The sequence below is a fragment of the Pseudoflavonifractor sp. MSJ-30 genome (genome assembly GCF_018918045.1).
GTDB lineage: Bacteria > Bacillota > Clostridia > Oscillospirales > Oscillospiraceae > Faecousia.
The window spans coordinates 1-26394 of record NZ_JAHLPU010000007.1 but is presented as its reverse complement, the minus strand read 5'-3'; the positions used below and the strand labels follow the sequence as shown (position 1 = coordinate 26394).

Below are 26394 nucleotides of genomic sequence, written 5' to 3'. Positions count from 1 at the left end.
AATTAAGTGCGTAATTCCGTGAGATAGCGGGCGGCAGGTTGCCGCCCCTACAGAAAACCCTATTTTGCAACAGCCCCATCCTTTATAAAACAACCGGCGACAGCCCTCTCCGCCTCTCGGACAGAGCGGTCATGTAGCAGCACTCCACACGCTGGGCGAACTGTTCCGTGCTGTAAGGTCTGGCAGCCTCCACAGCGTTGCGGCGAATACGGCCGCCTACCGGGCTGAAGGACAGCATCAGGCTTTCCAGCAGCTGCTCGTCGCTGTCCCCGGACAGCACCGCGCTGACGCCGTCCCTGAAGACACCCAGCAGGCAGGGATCGTCCACCGCGCAGACGCACAGCCCTGAGGCGGCGGCCTCAATATAGGTAAGCCCCTGGGTCTCGGAATGGGAAGCGCTGACAAACACATCGCCGATGGCATAGTACCGGTCGATTTTCTCCCAGGGCTTGGCGCCCACGATAGACACGCTGTCCGCCACACCCAAGGTCTCTGCCTGTTCCTGCAGCGTTTGCTTCAGGGGGCCCTCTCCAATAATCACCAGCTGCACATCCGGAAGCCGTCTGTGCAATTCCGGGAAAACCCGCAGAATCTTTTCCAGATTCTTTTCCTTGGCCAGCCGGCCGATGTTCAGGAGCACCCGTTTTCCCTCCGGAATGCCGCATTCCGCCCGGGTGGCGGCTCTTTCCTCGGCGGAGTGCTTTTCCGGAGCAAAACGCCGCAGGTCCATACCGCTTGGAATGATATCAATAGGGGTTTCTACACCGTACTGCCGCAGCAGATTCTCCGTCTTGGCCGTGGGAACGATGACCCGGTCGAACCGGTCGCACCACCATTCACTGTAGCGCTTGACAAAATTTTTGGCCGTGTTGTCTCCTATGCCGTGGGTAATGTAGTATGTGTAGTCCTCCCACACGGTGTGGTAGGTGTGGATCCGTACACAGCCCGTGTGTCTGGCAATATAGGTGCCCAGAAAGCCAACAATAAATTCACTGTTGGTATGTACCACATCAAAATGCATATCCAGCGCCTGCCGGATGGTGCCCATGCCGGGCAGCGCCACATTGCGGTCCTTCAGGAGGATGAACTGTTTCGATTCCAGATAATGGACGGTGTCGCTCTGGAACTCCTCCCAGCCCTTGCATTTGGGAGCATAGACATGGACCGTATGTCCCCGTCGCTGCAGTTCCTGATAGAGATTCAGGCAGGAGGTTGCCACGCCGTTGACCTCCGGATAAAAAGTATCCGTAAAAATGCCGATGATCATACTGTGTTCCTTTCGGTAAAAGATGGATGCCTGAATGCATTATAGCATAGCCCCCTTTCAAAAGCAAACCTTCTGAAGGCATAATAAGGAAATCTTAAAAGCGTGTCCGGCCATATTTCCATTGATTTGTTCAGGCAAAGGGATTATAATGGAGAAAAACAAACAAAAGGAGACTGTCTATGGATCGTAACGAAATAAAGCAGAACGGCAGGCAGCTCTTGAATAAAAGCAGGAAGAGCCTGATACGCATTATCTTCAATCGGAAAACCCTGCTGATCGTTTCCCTGCTGCTGCAGGCATATATCCTGTTCGGACTGTATTTCTGGTTTGAGGACAATGTGCCCCTCTTTTTGGGCGGAAGCACACTGTTTACCGTGGCAATCATGCTGATTCTGGTAAACAGTTCTATGGACCCCTCCGCCAAAATCACCTGGCTTGTCATTATCGATGTCCTGCCGGTCTTCGGCTGTGCGCTATATGTCTGGACCCAGAGCGAATGGGGCCGCAGGACCCTGCAGGCCCTGGTTGACCGAAGCGAGGTTCTTTCCCATCACCTGATCCGGCAGAAGCAGAGCGTTCTGGACGATCTGCAGCAGGAGGATCCCGGCGCGGCAGGCTTGGCCAGGTACATCCATTCCTGCGGCAACTTTCCTGTCTATACCAACACGCGGGTCACCTATTTTCCCCAGGGAGAAGACAAGTGGGCGCGGATGCTCCTGGAACTGGAAAAGGCGAGGCACTATATCTACCTGGAATACTTCATCCTCCGGGAGGGCCTCATGTGGGGCAAGGTGCTGGAGATTTTGGAGCGGAAGGTCAGACAGGGTGTGGATGTGCGGCTGCTGTATGACGGCACCTGTGAGCTCACCACCCTTCCGGAAGGCTATCCCCAGAAAATGGAGGCCCTTGGCATCCGCTGCAAGATGTTCTGCCCCATCTCCCCTATCGTCTCTTCCCACTACAACTACCGGGATCACCGGAAGATCCTGGTCATTGACGGCAAGGTCGCCTTTACCGGCGGCGTTAACCTGGCAGATGAATATATCAACCATGTGAACCGTTTCGGCCACTGGAAGGACACGGCCATTATGCTGGAGGGAGACGCCGTGGAGAGCTTCAGTCTGATGTTCTGGCAAATGTGGAACGTGGACGAAAAAGAAGCCCAATTCCCGGAAGACCTTTCTCCCGCCGAGTCTGCGCCGGTTTCCGCGAAGGGGTATGTGATTCCCTATGGAGACTGCCCCCTGGACAAGGAAAAGATTGGCGAAATGGTCTATATCGACATTCTGAACAGAGCAAACGACTACGTTTTCATCATGACCCCCTATCTGATTCTGGACGGCGAAATGGAATCGGCTTTAAAGTTCACCGCCCAGCGGGGGGTGGATGTGCGGATCATTCTTCCCGGAATTCCTGACAAAAAGATTCCCTATGCTCTGGCAAAGACCCACTACAAGTCACTCCTGTCCTCCGGCGTGAAAATCTACGAATACGCCCCCGGATTTGTCCATGCCAAAGTCTTCCTCAGTGACCAGCGGGAGGCCGTGGTGGGTACCATCAATCTGGACTACCGGAGCCTCTATCACCATTTTGAATGCGCCGCCTATCTCAAGGATGTGGACTGTCTGGAAGACATCCGTCAGGATTTTCAGAATACAATGAGAAAATGCCGTGTGGTCACCTGGGAGACCATACGGCAGGAACCCTTCACAGTGAAGCTGACCGGTTATCTTGCCAAGGTTATCGCCCCGCTGCTGTAACAAACAAGGAGGATGCATTATGAACGTATTGATAATCAACGGAAGCCCCCGCGAAAACGGCAACACCGCCGTAGCTCTGAAGGAAATGAAGCAGATTTTCGCACAGGAAAGCATCGAAATCACGGAACTGAACGTAGGCTCCAAGGCCATCCGGGGCTGCATCGCCTGCGGGAAATGCGGAACACTTGGCAAATGCGTTTTCGATGATACCGTAAATGAAGCCGCGCTTCTGCTTGCCAAAGCAGACGGCGTTGTGGTGGCAAGTCCGGTATACTACGCCTCCGCCAACGGCAATCTGATCTCCTTCCTGGATCGGCTGTTCTATAGCAGCCATTGTGATCTGGCCATGAAGGTTGGCGCCAGTGTTGTCTGTGCCCGCCGGGGCGGCTGCTCGGCCACCTTTGATGAGCTGAATAAGTACTTTACCATTTCCGGCATGCCTGTTGCCTCCAGCCAATACTGGAACAGCATCCACGGCCGTCTTCCCGGTGAAGCCGAGCAGGACGAGGAGGGCAAACAGACCATGCGGGCATTGGCCAGAACATGGTGTTTCTCATGAAGAGCATCGCTCTGGGGAAGGAGGCTTACGGCCTTCCCGAAAAGGAGCCCCGGGTGGCAACGCATTTTATTCGGTAAAGGGACGCAAAAGCGCCGGGGATTCACTCCCCGGCGTCTTTTTATGCTTTTACCGCGTTCAGAATCCACTTTACCAGCTCATCCCTGCCGTCGCCCTTCTCGGCGGAGAAGGGAATCACGGGGCAGCTCTCCGGCAGCTCCAGGTCGGCGCGAATGGCGGCGAGGTTCGGTTCCAGCTCACTCTTTTTCAGCTTGTCCTTCTTGTTGGCAAGCACCACAAAGGGGCAACCGGAATCCAGAAACCACTTTGCCATGGTGATATCGTTATTTGTAGGCGGGTGGCGGTAATCTACGATGAGCACACCCAGGGTGATGCGGTTTGCCGCAAAGTAGTCCTCCATGAGCCTGGCCCAGCGATCCTTTTCCGCCTGGGGCACCTTGGCAAAGCCGTAGCCTGGCAGGTCCACCAGGTAACAGGCTTTGTCCAGGAGAAAGTAATTCACATGGACAGTTTTTCCCGGCTTATCCCCTACCTTCGCCATGCTTTTGCGCTGCAAAAGACGGTTGATAACCGAGGACTTGCCTACATTGGATTTACCCGCGAAGGCAATCTCCGGCAGACGTTTTCCCGGGAAATCCCTGGGCGAGGCGGCGGAAATCAGGAATTCAACATTCTGAAAATTCATGGCCGCCTCCTCACTGCTGCAGTTCCGGCCGTCTGGCCTTGGCGGAGACATCCTCCGGCAGACTGCCCAGAATGGTGGGTGTCATCTCCGTGGTCCGATTCAGGGCCGCATTCAGCACCGTATCCACCGTAGAAGCGCTGATGAAATTCAACTGCTTGCGAACGGTCTGGTCAATCTCCTCCAGATCACGCTCATTGTCCTTGGGGATGATGACCGTACGGATGCCGTGACGCAGCGCCGCCATGGTTTTTTCTTTCAGTCCGCCGATGGCGAGGACTCTGCCGCGCAGAGAAATCTCGCCGGTCATGGCAACGTCGCGGCGGACGGTGGTATTGGTCAACGCGGAAACAATAGCCGTGCAGACCGTTACACCGGCACTGGGGCCGTCCTTGGGAACCGCGCCCTCGGGGAAGTGAACATGGATGTCTTTGGTTTTATAAAAGTCCGCTGGAACACCCAGCTTCTGGGCGTTGGCCCGGATATAACTCAGGGCCGCGTGAGCGGATTCCTTCATAACATCGCCCAGATTTCCGGTAAGCTCCAGCTTGCCGGAGCCATCCATAACGTTTACTTCTACTTCCAGAGTTTCGCCGCCGACACTTGTCCATGCCAGGCCTGTAACCAACCCCACCTGATCGCTGCCGGGCAGGCGGTCCGGCAGGAACTTGCGGATACCCAGGAACTGTTCCAGATTGCCGCCGGTAACGGTAATCTTTTTTTGCTCCTCCTGGGAGAGCAGCTGCATATCCGCCTTCCTGCAAATAGCCCCGATCTCCCGTTCCAGATTCCGAACGCCGGACTCCCGGGTATAGCAGCAGATAATCTCCCGGATGGCATCATCAGTGATCTTCAGCTGGGACTTCTTCAGCCCATGTTTCTTCAGCTGTTTCGGGATCAGATGATCCTTGGCGATCATGAGCTTCTCCTCGTCGGAGTAGGAGCTCAGTTCAATGATCTCCATGCGGTCCAGCAAAGGTCTGGGGACTGTGTCGAGCGTATTGGCAGTCGTAATGAACAGTACATCGGACAGATCAAAGGGAATCTCGATATAGTGATCCCGGTAGGTGCCGTTCTGCTCGCCGTCCAGCACCTCCAGCAGAGCCGCACTGGGGTCGCCGCGGTAGTCAGAGCCCATTTTGTCAATCTCGTCCAGCAGAATTACCGGGTTGGATGTTCCGGCCTGGGCCATGGCGGTCATGATTCTGCCGGGCATCGCGCCCACATAGGTCTTCCGGTGGCCCCGGATATCGGCCTCATCATGGACGCCGCCCAGAGAGATGCGGACCATCTTTCTGTTCAGGCTTCTGGCGATGGAATAGGCAATGGAAGTCTTGCCCACACCGGGAGGGCCCACCAGACACAGGATCTGGTGCTGGGTTTCCGGAGCCATCTGCTTAACGGCCATGGATTCCAGGATTCGCTCCTTGACCTTCTCCATGCCGAAATGATCCTTATCCAGAACCTTCCGGGCAGCGGCTACATCCAGACGCTCCCTGGTCTTCACATTCCACGGAAGATCCAGCACCGTATCCAGATAATTGCGCAGGACAGAGGCCTCAGAGGAGCCGAAGGGCTGCTTTTTCAGCTTCTCCGCGTCCTTGATGAGTTTCTTTTCCTGCTCTGCCGCCAGATGCAGCTTTTTGATTTTGGCGATATCCTCATCCAGCTCGGCATCTTCGTTCTCCTCGCCCAGCTCCTCCCGGATGGCTCGCATCTGCTCCCGCAGATAGTAATCCCGCTGGTTCTGGTCCATATTGGCCCGGGTCTTGTCCTGAATCTCGGATTCCAGCTTCAGAATCTCCAGTTCCCGCCGCAGCATCGCCACAGCCATTTCCAGACGCTTCGTGGGGTTCAGCTGGGCAAGCAGAGCTGCCTTATCCCCAATATCCAAGCCGGAATTCTGACCAATGGAGTCCGCAAGGAAACCGTCGTCATCGCTGGTCAGCATTTTCAGTTGGATCAACTGTGCCGGATGCTCGGTGTACTCCGTATAGGAAGCGTACAGGCTGTTCGCCTCCCGGCGCAGGGCCAGACTCCGGTTGCCTGTTCCGCTTTCCGGGCAGGTAACGGATTCCACCTGTCCGGAAAGGTATGGCTCCAGCTGTTTCATCTCCGTAATGCGGCCCCGGGACAGGCCAGTAACCAGCACGCGGATGTTCTCGTCCTGTGCCCGCAGCACCTGCTTGACCTGGACAATGGTGCCGATGGGGTACAAATCCGCCATCTTGGGGTCGTCCACCATGATGTCCTTCTGGGGTGTCAGGAAAAGGACCTGATTATCCTTCATTGCCGCCTCCAAAGCGGCAACGGACTTTGGCCGGCCCACATCAAAATGGACCGTCTGATTCGGGAAGATCGCCAGCCCACGCAGGGCAAGAATGGGCATATTCCCGGCGTAAATAATCTCGCTCATTGTATTTTCCCTCCTTTGTGGAGAAATTGGAATCTAAGGCAGCACTGCGCAATTCGGCAGGAGTTTCTCGTGAAGTCAATGATAAAAAGTGAAAGAATCCTCTATGTATCTTACACTTTTCAAGTCGAGGAATTGACGAACAAGCTGCGGCGAAGCGCGCAGACGCAATTGCGCGGTGTTGCCCGAAAGATATGCCTATGAAGACAAAAGGGGGCAGATTCCTCTACCCCCTGAAAACATTATTTTTTCCCGTTCAAGGGTTCTCTGGGATGGGCAGGATCCCGCAGGATGGTCGGCTCGCCGCCCTCCACGCATTCCGGCGTCAGGATGACCTTCTTGATGGTCAGATCCGAGGGGATCTTGAACATGATGCCCGTCATGATTTTTTCCAGAATAGCTCGCAGTCCTCTGGCGCCAATCTGCCTGTCAATGGCCTTTTTCGCCACAGCCTTCATGGCATCCTCGGTGATCTCCAGCTGCACACCATCCATCTCCAGCAGCTTCTGATACTGTCGGACAATGGCGTTCTTGGGCTCTACCATAATGCGGACCAGATCCTCCTGAGTCAGGCTTTCCAGGCAGGCAATCATGGGCATACGGCCGATAAGCTCGGGGATGATACCGAACTTCATCAGGTCGTGAGGCTCCACCTGAGCCAGCAGCTTGCCTACGTCCCGCTTCTTCCGGCTCTCCACCGGCGCGTCGAAGCCGATGGTACTGCGATCCGTCCGGGCCTCAATAATCTTATCCAGGCCGTCAAAAGCACCGCCGCAGATGAAGAGAATATTGGTGGTGTCTACCTGAATCATTTCCTGCTGGGGATGCTTCCGTCCCCCCTGGGGCGGCACATTGGCAACGGTACCCTCCAGTATCTTCAGAAGGGCCTGCTGGACACCCTCACCGGACACATCCCGGGTAATGGAGGTATTCTCGCTCTTACGGGCGATCTTATCCATTTCATCGATGTAAATGATGCCCCGCTGGGCCAGCTCTACGTCAAAGTCCGCGGCCTGCAGCAGACGGAGCAGAATATTCTCCACATCGTCGCCTACATAGCCCGCTTCCGTCAGCGTGGTTGCGTCCGCAATGGCAAAGGGCACATTCAGGATCTTAGCAAGGGTCTGGGCAAAGAGAGTTTTGCCGCAGCCCGTAGGGCCGATAAGCAGAATATTGCTCTTCTGCAGATCCACATCGGAATTATCAGGAAAAGTAATGCGCTTATAATGGTTGTATACCGCGACGGAAAGGGCAATTTTTGCCTCTTCCTGACCGATGATGTAGTGATCCATGAAGGCTTTCATCTCCATGGGGGTAGGCAGCTTGTCGAGCTTAGGCGCACCGCCTCCGCCAACATCGATCTCGTCCCGCAGCAGCTCGCTGCAGGCCTGCACGCAGTCGCTGCAGATATACACGCCGGGACCGGCAATCAGACGGCCGGCCTGGGACTCCCGCTTCCCGCAGAAGCTGCATCGAACCGGCGGCTCACTTGTTCTTGCCATTTTTCCGGCACCTCGTTTCTCTCAAAAAAATATCAGTGATGCTCCAGCACCCGGTCAATCAGTCCGAAAGCCTTTGCCTCTTCCGCATTCAGGAAATTATCCCGCTCACATGCGGCGGTGACCTCTTCAATGCTCTTGCCGGTGTTCTCGGCAAGAATCCGATTCATCCGGGTCTTTACGCTTTCCAGACGCTTCAGATGGATAGCCATATCGGTGATCTGGCCCTGCGTACCCGCGGAGGGCTGGTGAATCATAATCTCGGAATTGGGCAGTGCCATACGCTTGCCCTTGGTGCCGGAGCTCAGCAGGAACGCGCCCATAGAGGCGGCCATGCCCACGCAAATCGTCGCTACATCGCACTTGATGTACTGCATGGTGTCATAAATGGCCATACCGGCAGTTACACTGCCACCGGGGGAATTGATATAGAACTGAATGTCCTTATCCGGGTCCTGGGCTTCCAGGTACAGCAGCTGGGCAACCACCAGACTGGCGGTGGTGTCGTTGACTTCCTCAGACAGGAAAATAATACGGTCGTTCAGCAGACGGGAAAAAATATCATAGCTGCGTTCGCCGCGGCTGGTCTGCTCAACAACATAGGGTACTAAACTCATGGTGATGTCTCCTTTCAGATAGCGGCCCAGGAAATCCACCGGACGGGAAGAAACCGAAGTTTCTCCCCATCCCGGTAAAATCTCTTAAATCGCTGTATTGGTTATGCCGTGAAACATTCTAACCATTTGGGGAAAAGCTTATTCCTCGGTCTATTCTTCTGCCTTGGGAGCGACAGCAACAGCGCTGTCAACGATGATCTTCACAGCCTTCCGGGTCTTCAGGGACTCGGTCAGTTCCTCAGCAGGAACCAGCTCCTTGACCTTCTCCACGTCCATCTCGTACTGCTTGGCCATGTTCTCCAGTTCCTCGGCAATATCCTCCTCGGTGACGGAAATATTCTCCACCTCGGCGATCTTCTCCAGGGTCACGGAAATCTTGGCCTGCTTCTCAGCAGTGGGACGGAAGGCGCTGCGCATGGTGTTCACATCGCCGCCCATCATCTTGGCGTACTGCTCCATGGAGTAGCCGCTCATCTGCAGCTGGTAGCCAAAGCGCTCCATCTGGATATCCAGTTCCTTCTCAACCAGAGCGTTGGGCATATCCACGGTGGTATTCTCGGCAGCCTTCTCAATCGCAGCGTTTTCAAAAGCGGAATCCAGCTGCTTGGTGGCCTTCTCCAGAGCCTTGGCGCGGATATCAGCCTTCAGTTCATCCAGAGTATCGAACTCGGAAACGTCCTTGGCAAACTCGTCATCCTGCGCAGGAACGATGTTCACGGTCAGCTTGTTGACTTTCACGTGGAACACAACAGCCTTTCCGGCCAGATCCTTGTGGTAGTCCTCGGGGAAGGTGATGTCAATGTCCTTCTCCTCGCCGGCGCTCATGCCCACGATCTGCTCCTCGAAACCGGGGACAAAGGAGTGGCTGCCCAGGGTCAGGTCGAAGTTCTCGCCCTTGCCGCCCTCGAAGGGAACGCCGTTATCAAAGCCCTCGAAGTCGATATTGGCGGTGTCGCCCATCTCAGCAGGACGGTCCACATTCTCGGTAGAAGCAACGTTCTTGGCCATAGTGTCCAGCTCAGCCTGAACCTGGGCATCCGTAACAACAGGCTCAGCCTTCTCGACCTCCAGGCCCTTGTACTGGCCCAGAGTAACCTCGGGGTACACATCGGTGGTCAGGGTCAGGGTGACGGTGTTGTCGTCAGCGATCTGCATATCGGTCAGGCTGGGACGGCCGATGGCCTTGAAGCCCTCCTGCTTGGCAACGGCGAAATCGTAGATTTCGGGGAAGATCTCTTCCAGACCATCTTCATAAAAAACGTGAGCGCCGTACATGGCCTCAATCATCTTCCGGGGAGCCTTGCCCTTCCGGAAGCCGGGGATCATGATGCTCTTGCGGGCCTTCATGTAAGCCTTGTTGACACCGGACTCCATCAGTTCCTTGTCGATCTCAACCACGATGGTTGCCTGGTTGCCGTTTCTTTCTACGCTCTTAACATTCATGTAAATATACCTCCTGATGGGTGCTTTGGGACGCACCCTTTATTTATATTTTTACATAGCCGATATATTCTATCAAATAAAGCGGGCGTTGTCCACACTTTTCTTAAAAAGTTTTCATTTTATTACCATGTAGGGCCGGAAATTCAGATAGTCGGCAGACAGAAGCCGATAATAGACCCCGTCCCACAGGCCTTCCATGGCCAGTTTATGGCTTGCGCCGTGCAGATGGCCGTAAAAACACTGCCGTACACCGTACTTTTCCAGCAGGTCCAGAATTTCCTGGCAGGTGTAGCCCTTATATCGGGGCGGGTAATGGAGGAACACCAGCTTCTCCCTGTCTCCCGCCGCCTTTAGAGATGCCTCCAGCCGTATCAGCTCCCGGCGGAACACCTTTTCATCATGGGTGCCGGACTTCTCCTCCTCGAAAAACCAGCCCCGGGTGCCGCAGATAGCATAGTCCTCATAGAAATAGCAGTTGTTGTTCAGCAACGCCATGTGGTTAAATTCATTTTCCTTACAGAACTTCTCAAATTTTGCCGCGGTGCTCCACCAATAGTCGTGGTTTCCCTTCAGGAGGATCTTCCTGCCGGGGATCTGCTGTATCCAGCCGAAATCCGCCTGTGCGCTGGGCAGATCCAGCGCCCAGCTCAGATCACCCATAAGCACCGTGGTATCCTCCGGGCCGATGACAGCCATTCCCTGCCGGAGCTTTTCCATATAGCCCACCCAGGCCCCGCCGAAAACATCCATGGGTTTTGGCGCGCCGAGACACAGGTGAAGATCTCCAATGGCATACAGAGCCATGCACTCACCTCTCCATACTCAAATATTCCCGCACCTTCTGCTTTGGAACGCTCAAAAGCTCAGATATGGCATCCGCTTCCAATTCCGGGCTGCGCTCGGAGAGCAGCAGCGCTCTCCGGTTCTCCCCCGTTTTGGACCGATAGTCCTGCACTCCGGCATAGAGGATTGCCGTATAGGTACAGAGCAGACAGCCGTAGTTCCTGAGGACACCGGTGAGCGTCAGCGTCAGGCGGCTTTCACTGGTCACACCTACGAATAAAACACTCTGAAGCCGTCGCAGAAGGTTCTGCTCCGGCTCATAGGTCAGGCCCATATAGGCAAATTTCGCATATTCCACCGCAGCCTTCTCCCCGCCCAGGCAGTAGAGCAAATGCTCCAATCCCATAGGAAGCACCACATCCGCCAAGGGCGTCTTCGTCTTCTCACAGACCCCGTCCGTGCGCAGCTGGCCCAAATGCACCAGCTCCCAGACGCTGTTGTTCTCATTGCAGCAGCAGATGACTTTCCCTACGGGAAAGCCCATTTTTTTCAGATACAGTCCTGCCAGCACCCCGGAAAAGTCCCCGGACAGCACCGCCAGATCGGTCTCTTCCGGCTCCATGCGGGAGAGCAGCATACCCATTACGGCAATTTTAACGCTGATGTTGGCCCAAAAGCCGCAGCCGCCGCCCAGGCGTTCCGAAAGGAATTTCAGAATATAGTCCAGTTCTCCCTCCGGGTTGTACCAGCACTGCCCCAGAATCGTTTTCCGGTCCAGCTCCCTGATCCGGAACGCCCGGCGGCCTACGGAAAAATCCAGATCCCACGCCGTGATTTCTTCGCCCAGATACAACCCCAACAGCCTCGCCACAGCGCTGTTTTCAGATAGATTTCCAAGATCGGCGATTTCTTCCCTCGTAAGGCGCGGAACCGTCTCCGGCACATACAGCCCGCCGTCCGGGCTGCGGTCGCCGCAGAATGCCTCTTTCCCGTCAAAAAGGACTTCCTTACTTCTTGTTGTTGCGTATCGCAGCGTCCATCACTCCCAGCGCGTTGTTCCAATAAATATTCATGACCATTTCCTCGGTCAGTCCCCGCTCCAGCAGACGGTTTGCCAGCGCGGGATAGCTCTGCACGCCTTCAAAGCCCTCAGCAAGCGCGTCACAGCCGTCCAGATCACCGCCCAGAGCAATATGACGGCATTCCGGATCCATTTCCAAAAAGTGGAAAATGTGGTCGCAAATGGTGTCCATCGTAGGCTTTTCGCCCAAAAACTCGGCAAATTGGTTGATGCCTGCCACGCCGCCGGAATCCCGGATGGCCCGGAACATGTCGTCCGTCAGGTTCCGGGCATGGCCGCACACCGCCCGGCTATTGGAATGAGAGGCGATCACAGGCGCCTGGGTGATTTTCATAATATCCCAGAAGCCCGCATCGCTGATGTGGCTCACGTCCACCAGAATGCCCAGGTTCTGGGCATTGCGGACATATTCCCTTCCCAGGTCCGTCAGCCCCTCCCCGGTCTGGTTGGAGCCGGTGAGCGCATTGCTTTCATTCCAGCCCAGTGTAGAAATGCGGAAGCCCGCCTGATACATAGGTTCCAGCAGTTCCGGATCAAAGCCAAAGCCTGCCGGGCCTTCAATGGTCAAAAGGGCGGACATTTTGCCCTTTTCATAATTTGCACGAATGTCATCGGCGCTGTAGACCAGACCAATCTTCTTTTTATTCTTGTCGACCTCCCGCTGGATGGTGGCGATCTCCCGTTCAAAAACCACCACAGGAGACAGACCATACCACTTTTCGTCCTTCATATAGGGAGTCGTAAAACAGGCAAAGCACTGGCAGTAGCCGGGAAGTTTTTCCGCCCGGGTCAGGTCGATATGTCCAGCATTCTGATTCAGGCTTCCCGCCTGGTTCACATCGTCGCCCAGCAGCCGTAAAGCGGTGTCGCAGTGCAGGTCAAATACCGGAAAATTCATTCAAACGCATCCTCCAAATGATTGATGGTCAGCTTTTTGGTCTCCATTCCCTGAGGCGCATAGATCTCGATCACATCAAACCGCGGCTGCAGGGATGTGGGATACCGGGATAAGTACATGGAAGCAGTTGCGCGGATCCGCTGCTGTTTCCGGAAATCTACAAACTCTCTCGCCTGGGCAAACCCGGCGCTTTTCCGCAGCTTTACCTCAACAAATACCAGGTAGCGCCTGTTTCTGACGATCAAGTCGATCTCTCCGAAGCGGCACCGGTAATTGGCGGCTACCAGAGTGTAGCCCTTCCGGCGCAGATAGTCCGCAGCCTGAGCTTCGCCCCAGGGTCCCAGAAGATTAGCCATAAAGCTTCTTCAAAAAGGTTCTTCTGTGAATCGCACAGGGGCCGAGCTTTTCCAAAGCCGCGTAATGGGCCTTGGTGCCATAGCCCTTGTGAATTTCAAAGCCATAACCGGGGTACTTCTCCGCTGCCTCGATCATCCAGTTGTCCCGGGTGACCTTTGCCAGAACAGAAGCCGCGGCGATATTGGCGCTGAGGCTGTCGCCTTTGATGACCGTCTTACATGGCACACCAAAGTCTGTCTCCCGGTTGCCGTCGATCAAAGCGAAATCCGGTTTCGGGTTCAGCTGATCAATAGCCCGGCGCATAGCTAAAAAGGTCGCTTGAAGGATGTTGATCTCATCAATCTCCTCCTGGCTGGCAAAAGCGATGCCAAAGCTCACAGCCTCATGCTGAATGATAGGGAACAACTCCCGGCGGCGCTTATCTGTCAGCTTTTTGCTGTCGTTCAGCCCCGGAATCAACAGACCCTTGGGCAGGATCACAGCCGCTGCGCACACCGGCCCTGCCAGGGGTCCCCTGCCAGCTTCGTCCACGCCGCAAATCAGATCATAGGGAAGCTCGGATTCGATTTCCCAGAAGTTTATTTCACTCATTGCTCCGCCTCCTTGGGCTGTTCCAGGGTAAACTTTCCCAGTTTTCCGCCGCGGAATTCATCCAGCAGCACTTTAGCCATGCGTTCCGTATGAATTTCCCCCCGTGCCAGAAGATACCCCCTGTTTTTGCCCGCCATTTCCAACAGCGCATAACCGGGAGTCCCGGCAGGGGCTTCCACCTTATAGCGATCCTTCAGAGTCTCCGGGTAGTAGGCCAGCAGCAGCTCCAGCAAACGGCATGCCAGCTCCTCGATATCAATAACGCCCTCTTTGACCGCCCCGGTAAAGGCAAGCATCATGCCAACCTCCGGATCCTCAAACTTTGGCCACAGGATGCCCGGGGTGTCCAGCAGCTGTAAGCCGGAATCAACCGTCACCCATTGCTTTCCCCGGGTAACGCCCGGACGGTTTTCCGCCTTGGCGCCCTTCCTGCCGGAGATCTGGTTGATCAGAGTGGACTTTCCCACATTGGGAATGCCCACAACCATAACCCGCAGCGGGCGGTTCATACCCTTGGCGGCGTCCCTTTGCAGCTTTTCCGCGCAGGCCTTCCGTGCGGCGGGGGTGAAGCCCGTGGTGCCGCGCTTTGTCTTGCAGTCTGTGGCAATAACGGCAAAGCCCTGCCTTTCAAAATAGCTCTTCCACCTGGCCGTAGCTGCCGGATCCGCCAGGTCCATCCGGTTCAGGACGATCATCCGGGGCTTGCTGCCGCAGATGGCGTCAATGTCCGGATTCCGGCTGGACACGGGGATTCGGGCATCCACGATCTCACAGACCGCATCCACCTGCTTCAGGTCCGCCTCAATCTGCCGCCTGGTTTTGGTCATGTGGCCCGGATACCACTGAATATTCATATTTTCCATTTAGTTTACCTTTCCGATTCGCTGCATATCCCTTGCCTGAGTACCGCCATCCGTCCCCGGGTAAAGCAGCAGCGCCACCTTGCCCAAAATTTCCCGCTTGTCCACCTGCCCAATCTCCAGAGAGCGGCTGTCCTTGGAGTTATTGCGATTGTCACCCATGACGAAGACGCAGCCTTTCTCCACGATCTGGGGAAAAATCGCCCCCTCATCCAAATTGGTCAGGGTATTGGTGTAGTCCTCTTCAAGAGGGTAACCGTCTACATAGACCAGTCCATTATCAAAGTCCATATCCACAATCTGGCCCTCGGTGGCAATGACCCGCTTGACAATCGGTTTACCATCGTCATAGCTCTTTTTGCCAAGCACTACAATGTCCCCTTTCTGGGGCTCTCTGTAGAATAGATTGCTGACCAGCAGCAGGTAATCCCCATCCAGAAGGGTCTGCTTCATGGAAGGGCCGGACACCACGATGATCCGGAAAAACACAAGAAACAGGATCATGATCACAGACAGCATGCCGACCACATCGTGCAGATACTGTACGATGCTCTTCTCCAGGCTCTGATTTTCCGGCTGCTTTTCCTCTTTCTGTTTTTTTGATTTGAACAGCGCCACTTCGTTTCCTCCTGTTTCCGCCTGCATTCCGGCACAGTTTTGGGTTATTGTACCACAGCTTTCCGGTATTTTCCAGAAATAAAATGCAAATTTTTCTTCAAGGGCATAAAAAAAGAGGGCAGCGCCCTCTCTTTTTATGAAAAGCAGATTTAGACCTTTTCTCTGATCTTGGCAGCCTTGCCGAAACGATCCCGCAGGTAGTACAGCTTCGCGCGGCGAACCTGACCCTTACGGACGGTCTCGATCATAGCCACATTGGGAGAATGCAGGGGGAAGACCTTCTCGCAGCCAACGCCGTAGGAGACGCGGCGGACGGTAATGGTCTCACCAATGCCGCCATGCTTGCGGGCAATGATGGTGCCTTCGAAAACCTGAATACGCTCACGAGCGCCTTCCTTGATGCGTACATGCACACGAACGGTGTCGCCCACCCGGATCTCGGGCAGCTCTTCCTTCATGTACTGGCTGTTCAGTGCTTTTACCAAATCCATTTCTATTGTCCTCCTTAAATATTAGGCGTTCATACCCGCAAAACAGCGGCAGAGGACACACCTTGATTTCAGACCGGATTATTCTAGCATAGAAATATGGAAAAAGCAAGCATTATTTTCGATATTCTCTGCTTTTCTTTGCTGAATCAGAGCTCTGCATCTGTGACTATTATTTCATTCAGATTTTCCGTTATAAAATGCAGACTTACTCGGACAGATACAGATTCAGACCTTGCAGGGCCTGACTGACCGCCTGCTGGACCGTACAGCTGCCCTTCATGCTGGCTGCTGCCTGGGCCGTGATCAGGCTGCGGATGGTTCGGTCTGTCAGAGCGGGAGTGGTCAGATTATTGACCCAGCTAACAAGCTGCTGCCGTTCGGCGGCGCTGGGGTAACGGGCCGCCAGAGAGATATAATTGCCATTCTCGTCCGAAGACCCAAAGGTTGTCTGAACCGTTTTATCCTCCTGAATCTGTCGGTCAAAGACCACCTGATTCACCGGGAAGCCAAAGCTCAGGGCATTTCCCTGGGCTTCCTCGTCCAGCACGAAGCGCACAAAGTCCTTTGCCGCCTCCCCGCTTTCAGAAGAAGTCAGGACGCCGTAGAGCTGCCGGGGCAGGAACACGCCGGAGGCCTGCAGATTCAGGGGCAGCAGGGCGTAATCCTCCAGCTGGTCGTCCCCCGCCAGAGCATAGGACCAGGCTTCCATTCCCTCCAGGGTTCCGGCGGAAAGCGCCATGCCGTTCATGATAATATCCTGAGAGCCGCCGATACCGGTGTATTCGCCGGGGGTATAGAAATCTCCCTGGCCCTCCAACTCCCTGAGGATATCGGCGTATTGCTCCCGCAGGGGCGCGTCCATAGCATAGAGCTTGTCCATAGCCTCCAGAAAGCGTTCCAGTGCTTCCTCATCCAGAGTACCGTCCGTTTTCTTCCAGGCAGCGGAACAGCTGTCATAGAGTGTATCCGTCACCATCTGAGGTATCATACCGTTCATAAGACTGTGCGCCTGATTGTTCTCAGACAAAGCCCGGGACGCCGCGTCCACCAGAGAATCCAGATCCGTAATCCGGGAGACCAGCTCCCGTGGGCCGTAGACAGCCGGAATGGCAAAGGCGGCGGGAATGACGCGGACCGTTCCTTCCCGTTCGTAGCACTTCGTAATCCGCTCCAGCGTGGGCGTCTCTTCCAGAAGGTCAGACAGGTCCATGAGAATGTCCTTTTCCAGGTAGCTGTCCAGGGACATGCCGTCCAGGCGCAAAATATCCGGGCCGGAGCCTGCCAGGATTTCCGTATTCAACGTCCGCAGAGCGTCTGCCTCCGTCATGCCGTCCTCCCCTGTAAGGCCGATCTCCAGAGACACTTCCGTCTCCGGGTGGGACTTCTGGAACATGGAGATCATCTGCCGCAGGTCGTCATCGTCGTACAGGCTGTAGATTTTCAGCAGATTGGTAGCCTGCACGGGCGCTTCGGCATCATAGACAAAACAGCACAATGTAGCGATGCCGGACTGCTGGCCCAGCACATAAAAAGTGCCGTCCTCCGTACCCTCCAGGGCTTTTGGTACAAAACTGGGATCCCCGAAAGAGCTCTTGGAGGCACTGACCAGCTCCTCTGTTACACTGCCGCCGGGTACATAGCTGTAAAGGCCCTCGTCCGTGGTAAAAAACAGGTAGCCGTCTTCGTTCTTCCAGAACACGATTCTGCTCTCTTCGCCGGAGGTGGCCTGTTCGGAAGCCATCAGCTGTTTGCCCAGCGCATCTGTCAGCTGCGTCTGCTGCCCTTCCGATACCCGTCCGCAAAGCGCGTCGCTGAGAAGATAGGTATCTTCTCCCGCACAGGCCAGACCACCGACGGTTGACCAAATGCCCAGTTCATTACGGTTCGCGCTGAGACTGCCGTCCGTCAGATTGACTTCCCGCAGGTCGTCAAAGGAAAAAAGAAGCATCAGCCGGTCGTCCGATGTAACGTCCGCGCCGCCCAGCAGGATGCCATCGGATTCATTGACCTCCGGATAGGTAATGGGCAGCTCCCGCAGCACGCCGTCGGCTGACAGGATGGCAAAATGATAACGGTATTCCCGCTCCCCAACCTTTTCGATGCCGGAGAGGAACACGGAGCCGTCCCGGAAAAAGCGCATAAAGTCCAGATTGCCCATGGCCTTCACATCATCCGGCAAAACCACATCTTCTGTCCAGCCGTCCTCCGCCGTCCGGGTGAAGATCCTGTATTCCCGCTCCCCGGTCATCAGACCAACCCGGATGCGCCCGTCCGAAAGCATCGTCATATCCATTGGGTATCCTTCCGCCGGAAGGTCAATGGACTGCTCTACATAGCGGCCCCTGGCAGCCGTGGCCTCAGGCAGCACCGTTTCCTTCTCCCCGCACCCGGCAAAGCCAACGATTGCCAAAGTCAGGACAAGAGATATTGCAAGTATTCTTCGCAGCATTGTAAGTAACTCCTTTCCGCCGGCGGCTTTTCCCTGCCGGCGCTGGGATAAGCATAGCAGAGGTTTCTCTAAGGCATCTCCATGTTGGCTCTAAGATTTCTCTAAAGCTCCCTAAAGCCGCGGCAGCTCCAGGAAGAACACCGCGCCGCCGCCCGGGGCATCCTCTACCCAAAGCCTGCCTTGATGGGCCGCCGCGATTTCAGCGGCGATGCTCAGGCCCAGACCAAAATGCTTCCGGTCAGAGCGGGCGGCCTCGCTGCGGTGAAAGCGCTGAAAAATCTGCTGTTTTTCCCCATCCGGCACCCCGGGTCCTGTATCTGACACGAAAAAACGCAGCTTTTTCTCAAAGGTTTGAATTCCTATGGTAACGCCGCCGGGTGCTGGGGTATAGCTCAGAGCATTGTCCACAAGGATTGACAGTGCCTGACCGATTCTGTCCGGGTCCGCCGAAATCACCGTAACATTCTCAGGCAGCTGCAAATGCAGCCCCAGCCCCCTTTCCCGGGCCTGGGGCTCATAGGTTTCAAAACACTCCAGCAGCAGCATATCCGGCTCTATAGGCCGCTTCCGCATTCTCCATCCGCCGCTGTCGGCACTGGCAAGGTCCAGCATATCCTGAATGAGCCGCCCCATGCGGTCCCCTTCCCGGGCGATGACCTGAGAAAAGGTCTTCTTTTCCGCACCCTCTGCCCGCTCCATGGCGGAAGCAGCTGAGAGAATCGAGGTCAGGGGCGTGCGCAGTTCGTGGGAAGCCGCGGCGATAAATTGGGTCTGCCGCCGCTGACTCTCGGCCACAGGCCGCAGCACCCGCCCCGCAAACCCCCAGGAGAAAATGCCCAGCACGCCAACCGCCACCGCGGCGCCAATGCCCACTGTAATCCGCTGGCGGGCAAAGCCCCGCTGCAGATCATCCAACGGCCGCAGCAATGTCAACTCCAGGACGCCGTTTTCCTTGGGGACCTTGGCGACCCCCGCATAATACGCTCTTCCATCCTCCGAAGTCATCGGAAAGACACAGGAAAATGCCTTTGCTTTCTCCGGCATCCCGTAGTCCTTTTCCGCAATACTCTTTGCCTGCTCCGCGGCGCTGCCGCCCCGTTCCGGCTTCAGTCCTACGGAGAACAGAGGTATATTCCCATCCGTGACCGAAGCCCGCAAACTGCCGGAGGCTTCCAGCTGCTCGAACCAATGCATACTCAGTTTTTCCTGGCTTTGCAGATAAGCCGTGGCAGTAGACAACTGGGTGCCGAAATTTCGAAAAGCCTCGGCCCTTCCGCTTTTTTCGGAAAGGGCAAAGCAGAGGACGGTCATACACAAAAGGACGGTCCCGGTGACCAGCGTATTAAAAGCCGTCAGTTTTACACGAAGCCACTTCATCCTTTCTTCGCCTCCAATCGGTAGCCAATCCCCCGGACCGTAGTCAGGCAAAGACCGCTTCCTGCCTTGCGCAGACTGCGGCGGAGAAAGTAGGTATAGTTGTCCAGATTGCCGTCCTCTACCTCCGTTTCCATACCCCAGACCCGCAGCAAAATAGTCTGCCGGGGCAGGGTCTGTCCGGGATTTCGGAGAAAAAGTTCCAAAAGATTCCCCAGACGTTTGGAAAGCACCGTAGCGGCTTCCCCGCAGCGCAGAGTCAGGCTGTCCGGGTCATAGGTCACATCTCCATAACGCAGCAGGCGCTCTCCCACAATGGCGGAAGGACGGCGCAGCACGCAGCGGACCCGGGCCAGAAGCTCATCATAGGCAAAGGGCTTCACCAGATAATCGTCCGCCCCGGCGTCCAGTCCCTGGGTTTTATCGCTGACCTGTCCCAAGGCTGTCAGAAAAATCACCGGGGTCTGGATTTCCTCCCGCCGCAGCTGCCGCAGCAGGGCCATGCCATCCTTCTTTGGCAGCATGCGGTCCAGAATAATCAAATCATGGGCCTGCTGTCTGGCCCAGAGCAGCCCCTCTTCCCCATCGTTGCAGATATCCAATTGAAAGCCATCCTGCTGCAGCTGGTAGCCCAGAGACAGGCACAGACTTTCATCGTCCTCAATAAGCAGCAAACGCAACGCGCTACCTCCTTCCGCCCACAGCCACCGCAGCGGTCCCGGCCAGGGCACACAGCATTGATTTTACCATATCCTGCTCCATTTGCAATGCCCGGTCCACCGCCGCCCAGGAGAAAATACCCAAAAGGTTCTCCTTCTGCCCCTGCAGCCAGTGCCCCCAGAAGGAGAAATCCGACCATACCGAAGGCACCGCGTCGCTGGAAATATAGATTCGGCTGCCAAGAAGCGCAATTCCGATCACTGCCGTCAGCCGGCGCAGCCATTTTGCGCGCTTCTGTGCCAGACGACACAGGAAAAAAAGCAGCACCCACAGCGGCAGCAGACACAAATTCTTTGCAAATACCAACAGCGGATAGAAATTCAGAACCTGCCCGTAGAGATTATGGCGAAGAAGAAACTGCTGGGCAGTCTCCGCGCCGTTATCATCAAAGCCCGCAAGCACGCACTGATCCAGGCTGTCCCACTCTTCTGCCGAAACCAGCGCCGTGGAGGAAAGGGTCCGCGATGTACCGGAGACCGTCCAGGTCTTTTCTCCAACTGACACCTGCTGCCCGCCTGCAATGTCCGTTCCCAGTAGGATCCGGGCCGTTTCGCTGTCCAATACGCAGCCCCGGACCCAGGAGAGAGGCTCTGCCCCCAGCAGCGCGCCATTGCCCAGGAGAGGCACTACCGTTGCCTTTGCCCATTGCCCGTTATCCGGACAGGTCAGCCATTCCCCCTCCCGGACGGTATAAAAGCAGAAGCCCGCGGGACTTTCTTCCTCTGCCTCCCGGGCGGCAATCTCCGCTGCCTCCGTCCCGGTAACGGCACGGTCCAGCTGCAGGAAAATACCGCTGCCGTTTTTCTCAGCCAGGTTCACAAAGCCAAGCGCCGCCGCCCACAGGAAAATCGCCAGTATAAGAAAGAGCCTTCTCATTCTGCCCGCACCCTGCTTCCGCTGTCCACCGTCCGGTCCGAGCTGACGATGATCTGCTTATCGGTCAGCAATCCTTCCAGGGCAGCGGTTTTCTCGTTCTTGTCCAGCACCGTTACCATGACTTTTGCCGCCCTGGTCTGCTGGCCCAGCACCGTGTTGACCGTTTCCAGCGTCAGCACATAGGCCCGGTTCTGGGCGTCCATATGCAGGGCCGTCAGGGGCACACAGCAGGTATATGCCCGGGATTTCCGGGTAAAGGTCAGCTCCATGCCTGCCCCCAGGGGAATATCCGCCGCGGGAAGGGACACCGTCAGCGTGCCGCCCATATCTTTGGCCGCAAAAGCCATAACGGGAAGGTCCTTGTATTCCCTGCCGCTGCTTTCCAGACGCAAGGTCACCTTATCGCCGGTTCCGATGTATTTGCTCTGCTCCCGGGTCACGTCCGCCGTGAATTTCCAGCCTTGGCCGCTGTCCGCCAACAGATAAGCCGTGGTCTCCGCGGTCAGCTGTCCGGTGCGCACATAGCAGGCCGTCACCACGCCGTCCGCCGGGGCCAGCACCTCACCTCCGGCATCCCGAAGAGCCTCCAGCTTTTGCAGCTGCGCCTTCATCTGCGCATACGTGATCTGCCCAATTTCAGCGCTGTTGCTGCCGGCATCCGGCAGGGACGCCGTTTCCAGTGCCTGCCCATAGGCTCTGGAGGTACTCCCAAGTTCGCTTTGGGCCTGCTCACAGGCTTCCTTTGCCTTCGCAAGGGCATCCAGGAGCTCCTGCTCGGACTTCCGCGCCCCGGGGGTGAAGCCCGCCAGCGCCTGTTTGGCCTGATCCACTTCCGCCTGGGCTTGGGCAAGTGTCTCTTGCGCCGTCTGGACTTGGGGCGCGTATTCCGCCTCCGTCTGGGCGGCAATGGCATCCTTTTCCTCCTGCGTCAGAGGTTCCTCACCGGTATCCGCCTTGGCAATAGCCGTATCGATAGCGCTCTGCCGCTGCTGCATCAGGCCATCCAGACTGCTCTGAGCCTGGTTCAGTTTCGCTTCAGCATCCCGGAATGCCTGCTCCAGAGCCGCCTTCTTCTCCGCGTCTCCATTGACCCCGGCATAATAGTCATCCAATTCCTTTTGGGCCTGATCCATGGCTGCCTTGGCCCGGTTCCGGGCCTGCTCAGCACTGGAGACCGCTGCATTGTAGTTCTCTTCAGCCTGAGCCATTGCGTTCTCCCGCCGCTTTGCCTGTGCACTGCTCTGGCTCCAGGCATCCTGCACGGAGAGCTGCTGCTTACGCAGTTCCTGATTCTGGGTCTCGATTTTGTCGTTCAGATAATCCATGTCCAGGCGGAACAGCACGTCTCCTTCCTTAACCTGCTGTCCCTCGGAGGCCAGCACTGCCCCAACACGAAGACCCGACTGGGTCGTCACCGCGATCTCCTGATTCCGGGTCGTTTTACCTGACACCCGCACCGTGTGGTCAATGGTTCCTCTGGTGGGCGTGCAGGTGCGTACCACCGCCGTCCCCCGCTGGTAAACCACCCGGGAAAGAATCGTGAACAGGGCCATAATTCCAAAGAATATCCCTAAAATTTTCCAAAGTGTTTTCTTATCCATTTATTATTTTCCTCCCGGCAGGACAATCCCCTGTTCCAAAGCATCCTGACACAGGCCAAACAGCAGCAGCGCCGGAATCAGCATCAGCAGCGCCGCCGCGAAGCCCAGCCCCGCGTCTGTAAGCGTCGTCTCCGGCAGAAACAGCGACAGGGGCCACAGCGCCCGGTTTTTCAAAAAGGTCATAGGCTGCTCAATCAGATTCCATGCATCCAGAAAGCTCAGAATCCCAACACTCAGCAGCCCCGGCAGCCCAAGGGGCAGGGCGATATAGCGAAAAATCTGCCACTCCCCCGCCCCGTCCAGCCGGGCAGCCTCCAGGATCTCCTCCGGAATGGCAGCGAAAAAACGGGTCAGCAGAAATACGGGATAGGCGGAAAATACCCCGGGCAGGATCACCGCCCAAAGGGTATTCAATAGCCCCAGCGATTTCAGCACCAGGTATTCCGGGTACATGAGCACCTGAAAGGGCAGCAGCATCAGCACCATATAAAGATTCCCCAGTTTCCTGGGCAAATGCAGTTTTGCCAATCCCCAGGCCGCCGGGACAGCTACGGCAAACTGTCCCAGCAATATACCCGCTGTGATGGTCACGGAGTTCCAGAACATGGTAAAGAATTCCGGACTGTCCAGCAGCACCTGCACCAAAGATTTTAACGTTGGGCTCTGGGGCAGCAGCGTCCATTTTGCCAGCCCCTGACCATTGCCCAACACCGGGCGAAGATTTTCTGTCAGCTCCCATTGAGAGGAAAAGGCGCCCGTTACGGCAATCCAGATGGGCAGAAGCATTATCAGAGCAAATGCTCCCATTGGAAACCATAGTAGTTTTCGTTTCATCCCTGATCCTCCTTGTCCCATGCCCGGCGCAGCAGGGCGATCAGTACCAGCACCACGCAGCTCACCAGCACGGAGGCGGCGGCTATCTTGTCATAGTCCAGTTCACGAAACCAATTGTTATACAGGTGCTGCACCAGATACATCTGCTCCTGAGGATAGTCCCCCGCCACAAGCCAGGCTTCCCGGAAGACCTTAAAGGAATTCAGAAGGGACAGCACCGCAATGGAATAGGCGCTGGTTTTCAGATTTGGCATGGTGATGTACCAGAAGCTCCGGAAGCTGTCGGCTCCATCCATCTGGGCAGCCTCATAGACACTTGGGGAAACTGTTCCCAGTGCGGCAGTCCAAAGCACCACCGTATAACCCAGGTTTTTCCATAGGTAGCTGATGACCAGTACCCAGAAAGAAGCTGAAGTGCCCATCCAGTTCACACCCCCTGCGCCAAGCCCTTCCAGAACCCCATTCAAAAGGCCGTTTTCGTGGAACAGCAGCTTCCAGGCCAGCACCACCGATGCGGCGGGCACTGCCATGGGAAGCAAACACGCGCTGCGCAGCTGCCGTCCGCCCCGAACCCGCTTCAGGCCCAGGGCCAGCAGCAGAGAAAGGCACAGCAGCAGCGGAATGCACACCAGCATGAACCGCCCGGTATTGAAAGCCGCCAGCCGGAACGCCCGGTTGGAAAGCACCGTGCGGAAATTCCGCACCCCTACCCAGCTGCCACCAATGGCCGACCGAAAGGCCCCCACCAGCACCTCCGCCATGGGGAACAGGGCAAATACCCCGATTCCCATCAGGTTTGGCAGCAAAAACAGCCAGCGGACCATATTTCTTTGCTTCACATTTTTCCCTCTTTCCTCGAGTCTGCGGGAACAGAATAACATGGGTATCTCTAAACGGCCTCTAACGCAAAAAGCCCCTCGCCCGATGGGTGAGGGGTGCGGTATAACGCGGAAAACCTTTTTCCTTTCGTTCTTCTATGGCCGCGCTTTTCTTACTTTTTGTCGATAAAAAGTCCGCTGATTGTGCGCACAGGGCACGGTCAGCGGACTTGGCAGAAATGATTGGGTCCAATGATCAGACTTTCAAACCGGGATTGTTTACTGTTTCTTCTTTACAACGAAACCAATTACGAACAAAATAATTGCAGGAATTACCAAAAACAAAGCATTTACTAACACCCACAAATAAAAAGGCGCAGAGTTTAGCGATGTTGAGTATTGAGTATAATCAACGATGCTCTTAATAACAAATACAATCAACAGAATGAGACTCACAATGTTGCATATCATAGGTACTTTCTGTTTCATTCTAAACACCTCCATAAATTCCGATTTGTCAGTTCCTTCCCTGCAAGAATTAAAGCCGCTCAGATACCCCTGTTCCTCGCGGAAGTTTTCAAAGGCTCTATACTCTCAAAGATAGTATATCATTTGCAATACGCGATTTCCACCAGAAGATTCGAAAAACAGACACACATATGGACACGCGCCACACCCGGTATGGGTGCGTTCGCATGTCCATGGATTTTCCCACGGCCTAAAAACGTGCCACCGGCACGTTTTCTTAACGGCCTTTCAAATCCTATCTCCTTCTCCGCCATAAAAAATCCCCCCACCCAAAGGTGAGGGGATTTTTTATGGCAAATAACCCTAACTTTAATAGAATTTCAAGGGGGTGCATTTTCGGCGCAAAAGGGAGTGCAGTAGTTTTCGGAAATGCACCCCCTCTGTGGAAAAATTTCTCATGACTGATCTATTCCTTCAAAAACGTGGCCAGAAGCATCCAGGTTTGTTATCAGAAAATTCGTGACTGCTCCACGAAACTCCGCTTCTGCGCCCTTATTTTTCCAAAATGCCCGGTTTGCGTCCTCGATTTTCGGCTGCATCTGCTCGATCTGGTTATCGTCCAACGGAAAACGGACATCACCAAAATCGTCATTCATAATTTTGAGAAGCAAATCGTGATACTTATGTGCGCCGATTGTTTGCAAAGCGGCTATGATTTCAAAAAGATGTTCTGAAGCAAGGACCTCCTGCAAATCGTCCATGGCGGACATCCAAAACTCCACGCTAAGGGCGAGCAGCCTTTCACTCTGAGACATAGATTGCTGCAGTTCAAAGAGCTTTTCCCAGTGGAAAGACGGCAGTTGCTCCAAGACATTACCTTTCTCCATGTAAAACTCGTTGTATGATTCCGTGCGCCACCCTCCGGCTCGCTTTATTACAACGCTATATTCGGATAGCCCATTATCATATATCACAGCGTTTCGCGAAGACAGAATATCATCCTCAATATAATAAACGCCTGCTTTGGGAACGTTTGCATCCAGTGATTTTCCGTTGCGTATTGTTCCGATGTACTGACCGTTAATGTACATTCGATACGGCAAAAGAGCTCCCGCAAATGTGGATTTCCGATGAATATGGAATCGCACCTCACGCATGAAATCGCACTCCTGTATGTGGATTCAATTATTTACATTGCTAAAAAAAGTCCACCGTAATTCTATCAAAATTACGGTGGCATTATGGCGGAGAAGGAGGGATTTGAACCCTCGATACCCTTTTGGGGTATACACGATTTCCAATCGTGCGCGCTCGGCC

General features: G+C 55.3%; 23 protein-coding genes and 2 pseudogenes. 2 read left to right on the top strand and 23 right to left on the bottom strand.

The genetic code is table 11. The features are described 5' to 3' along the window. Nucleotides 1-82: 82 nt before the first annotated feature. Nucleotides 83-1267, bottom strand: coding sequence for a glycosyltransferase (locus tag KQI10_RS00660; RefSeq protein ID WP_216565432.1), 1185 nt, complete (start codon nucleotides 1265-1267; stop codon nucleotides 83-85). Between the two features lie 179 nt (nucleotides 1268-1446). On the opposite strand from KQI10_RS00660, the gene cls reads away from it, so the two are divergent. Next, complete coding sequence (gene cls, locus KQI10_RS00655; protein WP_216565430.1) at nucleotides 1447-3027, top strand: cardiolipin synthase; 1581 nt, start codon at nucleotides 1447-1449, stop codon at nucleotides 3025-3027. A gap of 19 nt (nucleotides 3028-3046) precedes the next feature. Continuing rightward, a pseudogene (locus tag KQI10_RS00650) lies at nucleotides 3047-3663 on the top strand (flavodoxin family protein). Between the two features lie 41 nt (nucleotides 3664-3704). Here KQI10_RS00650 and yihA read toward each other — a convergent pair. The 22 genes and pseudogenes from yihA to KQI10_RS00545 form a co-directional block, all read right to left on the bottom strand. Beyond that, nucleotides 3705-4289: a ribosome biogenesis GTP-binding protein YihA/YsxC gene (gene yihA / locus KQI10_RS00645; protein ID WP_216565429.1), complete on the bottom strand. Its 585-nt coding sequence runs from the start codon at nucleotides 4287-4289 to the stop codon at nucleotides 3705-3707. A 10-nt stretch (nucleotides 4290-4299) separates the two neighbouring features. Next, complete coding sequence (gene lon / locus KQI10_RS00640; protein WP_216565427.1) at nucleotides 4300-6702, bottom strand: endopeptidase La; 2403 nt, start codon at nucleotides 6700-6702, stop codon at nucleotides 4300-4302. A 239-nt stretch (nucleotides 6703-6941) separates the two neighbouring features. Next, nucleotides 6942-8201: an ATP-dependent Clp protease ATP-binding subunit ClpX gene (gene clpX / locus KQI10_RS00635; RefSeq protein WP_216565426.1), complete on the bottom strand. Its 1260-nt coding sequence runs from the start codon at nucleotides 8199-8201 to the stop codon at nucleotides 6942-6944. 32 nt (nucleotides 8202-8233) lie between these two features. Next, complete coding sequence (clpP, locus tag KQI10_RS00630; protein ID WP_216565425.1) at nucleotides 8234-8815, bottom strand: ATP-dependent Clp endopeptidase proteolytic subunit ClpP; 582 nt, start codon at nucleotides 8813-8815, stop codon at nucleotides 8234-8236. A 150-nt stretch (nucleotides 8816-8965) separates the two neighbouring features. Next, entirely contained in the window at nucleotides 8966-10258 is a 1293-nt protein-coding gene (gene tig / locus KQI10_RS00625) for a trigger factor (RefSeq protein WP_216565424.1), read from the bottom strand. Nucleotides 10259-10372: 114 nt separating this feature from the next. Further along, entirely contained in the window at nucleotides 10373-11062 is a 690-nt protein-coding gene (locus tag KQI10_RS00620; RefSeq protein WP_216565419.1) for a metallophosphoesterase, read from the bottom strand. A 4-nt stretch (nucleotides 11063-11066) separates the two neighbouring features. Then, the gene (locus tag KQI10_RS00615) at nucleotides 11067-11894 is read right to left on the bottom strand and encodes a hypothetical protein (protein ID WP_253285017.1); all 828 of its coding nucleotides are present in this window, start codon (nucleotides 11892-11894) and stop codon (nucleotides 11067-11069) included. 21 nt (nucleotides 11895-11915) lie between these two features. Continuing rightward, nucleotides 11916-12074: pseudogene (locus KQI10_RS11905) on the bottom strand (threonine synthase); the annotation flags it as partial. Beyond that, on the bottom strand, nucleotides 12049-13020 hold the full coding sequence (locus KQI10_RS00610) for a dipeptidase (protein ID WP_216565418.1): 972 nt from the start codon (nucleotides 13018-13020) through the stop codon (nucleotides 12049-12051). The pseudogene KQI10_RS11905 and the gene KQI10_RS00610, both read right to left, overlap by 26 nt. Beyond that, nucleotides 13017-13376, bottom strand: coding sequence for a YraN family protein (locus KQI10_RS00605; protein WP_216565417.1), 360 nt, complete (start codon nucleotides 13374-13376; stop codon nucleotides 13017-13019). Before KQI10_RS00605 ends, KQI10_RS00610 begins: the two co-directional genes overlap by 4 nt. Then, complete coding sequence (locus KQI10_RS00600) at nucleotides 13369-13968, bottom strand: ribonuclease HII (protein WP_216565416.1); 600 nt, start codon at nucleotides 13966-13968, stop codon at nucleotides 13369-13371. Before KQI10_RS00600 ends, KQI10_RS00605 begins: the two co-directional genes overlap by 8 nt. Then, complete coding sequence (gene ylqF / locus KQI10_RS00595) at nucleotides 13965-14831, bottom strand: ribosome biogenesis GTPase YlqF (RefSeq protein WP_371818340.1); 867 nt, start codon at nucleotides 14829-14831, stop codon at nucleotides 13965-13967. The genes KQI10_RS00600 and ylqF overlap by 4 nt, the downstream gene beginning before the upstream one ends. Further along, entirely contained in the window at nucleotides 14832-15446 is a 615-nt protein-coding gene (gene lepB / locus KQI10_RS00590; protein ID WP_216565415.1) for a signal peptidase I, read from the bottom strand. It lies immediately after the preceding gene. Nucleotides 15447-15595: 149 nt separating this feature from the next. Next, complete coding sequence (rplS, locus tag KQI10_RS00585; protein WP_216565414.1) at nucleotides 15596-15937, bottom strand: 50S ribosomal protein L19; 342 nt, start codon at nucleotides 15935-15937, stop codon at nucleotides 15596-15598. A 205-nt stretch (nucleotides 15938-16142) separates the two neighbouring features. After that, entirely contained in the window at nucleotides 16143-18386 is a 2244-nt protein-coding gene (locus KQI10_RS00580; protein WP_216565413.1) for an ABC transporter substrate-binding protein, read from the bottom strand. 111 nt (nucleotides 18387-18497) lie between these two features. Further along, nucleotides 18498-19763 (bottom strand): cell wall metabolism sensor histidine kinase WalK, encoded by a 1266-nt coding sequence (locus KQI10_RS00575; RefSeq protein ID WP_216565412.1) that lies wholly within the window; start codon nucleotides 19761-19763, stop codon nucleotides 18498-18500. Then, nucleotides 19760-20440, bottom strand: a complete 681-nt coding sequence (locus KQI10_RS00570) for a response regulator transcription factor (RefSeq protein WP_216565411.1) — start codon at nucleotides 20438-20440, stop codon at nucleotides 19760-19762. Before KQI10_RS00570 ends, KQI10_RS00575 begins: the two co-directional genes overlap by 4 nt. Nucleotides 20441-20444: 4 nt before the next feature. Then, on the bottom strand, nucleotides 20445-21356 hold the full coding sequence (locus KQI10_RS00565) for a hypothetical protein (RefSeq protein WP_216565410.1): 912 nt from the start codon (nucleotides 21354-21356) through the stop codon (nucleotides 20445-20447). After that, nucleotides 21353-22957 carry a biotin/lipoyl-binding protein gene (locus KQI10_RS00560; protein WP_216565409.1) on the bottom strand — a complete coding sequence of 535 codons (1605 nt, stop codon included), beginning with the start codon at nucleotides 22955-22957 and terminating at the stop codon, nucleotides 21353-21355. Before KQI10_RS00560 ends, KQI10_RS00565 begins: the two co-directional genes overlap by 4 nt. Nucleotides 22958-22960: 3 nt before the next feature. Further along, nucleotides 22961-23791, bottom strand: a complete 831-nt coding sequence (locus KQI10_RS00555) for a carbohydrate ABC transporter permease (protein WP_216565408.1) — start codon at nucleotides 23789-23791, stop codon at nucleotides 22961-22963. Next, on the bottom strand, nucleotides 23788-24630 hold the full coding sequence (locus tag KQI10_RS00550) for a carbohydrate ABC transporter permease (protein ID WP_371818339.1): 843 nt from the start codon (nucleotides 24628-24630) through the stop codon (nucleotides 23788-23790). Before KQI10_RS00550 ends, KQI10_RS00555 begins: the two co-directional genes overlap by 4 nt. A gap of 902 nt (nucleotides 24631-25532) precedes the next feature. After that, the gene (locus KQI10_RS00545) at nucleotides 25533-26234 is read right to left on the bottom strand and encodes a hypothetical protein (protein ID WP_216565407.1); all 702 of its coding nucleotides are present in this window, start codon (nucleotides 26232-26234) and stop codon (nucleotides 25533-25535) included. Nucleotides 26235-26394 lie beyond the last annotated feature (160 nt).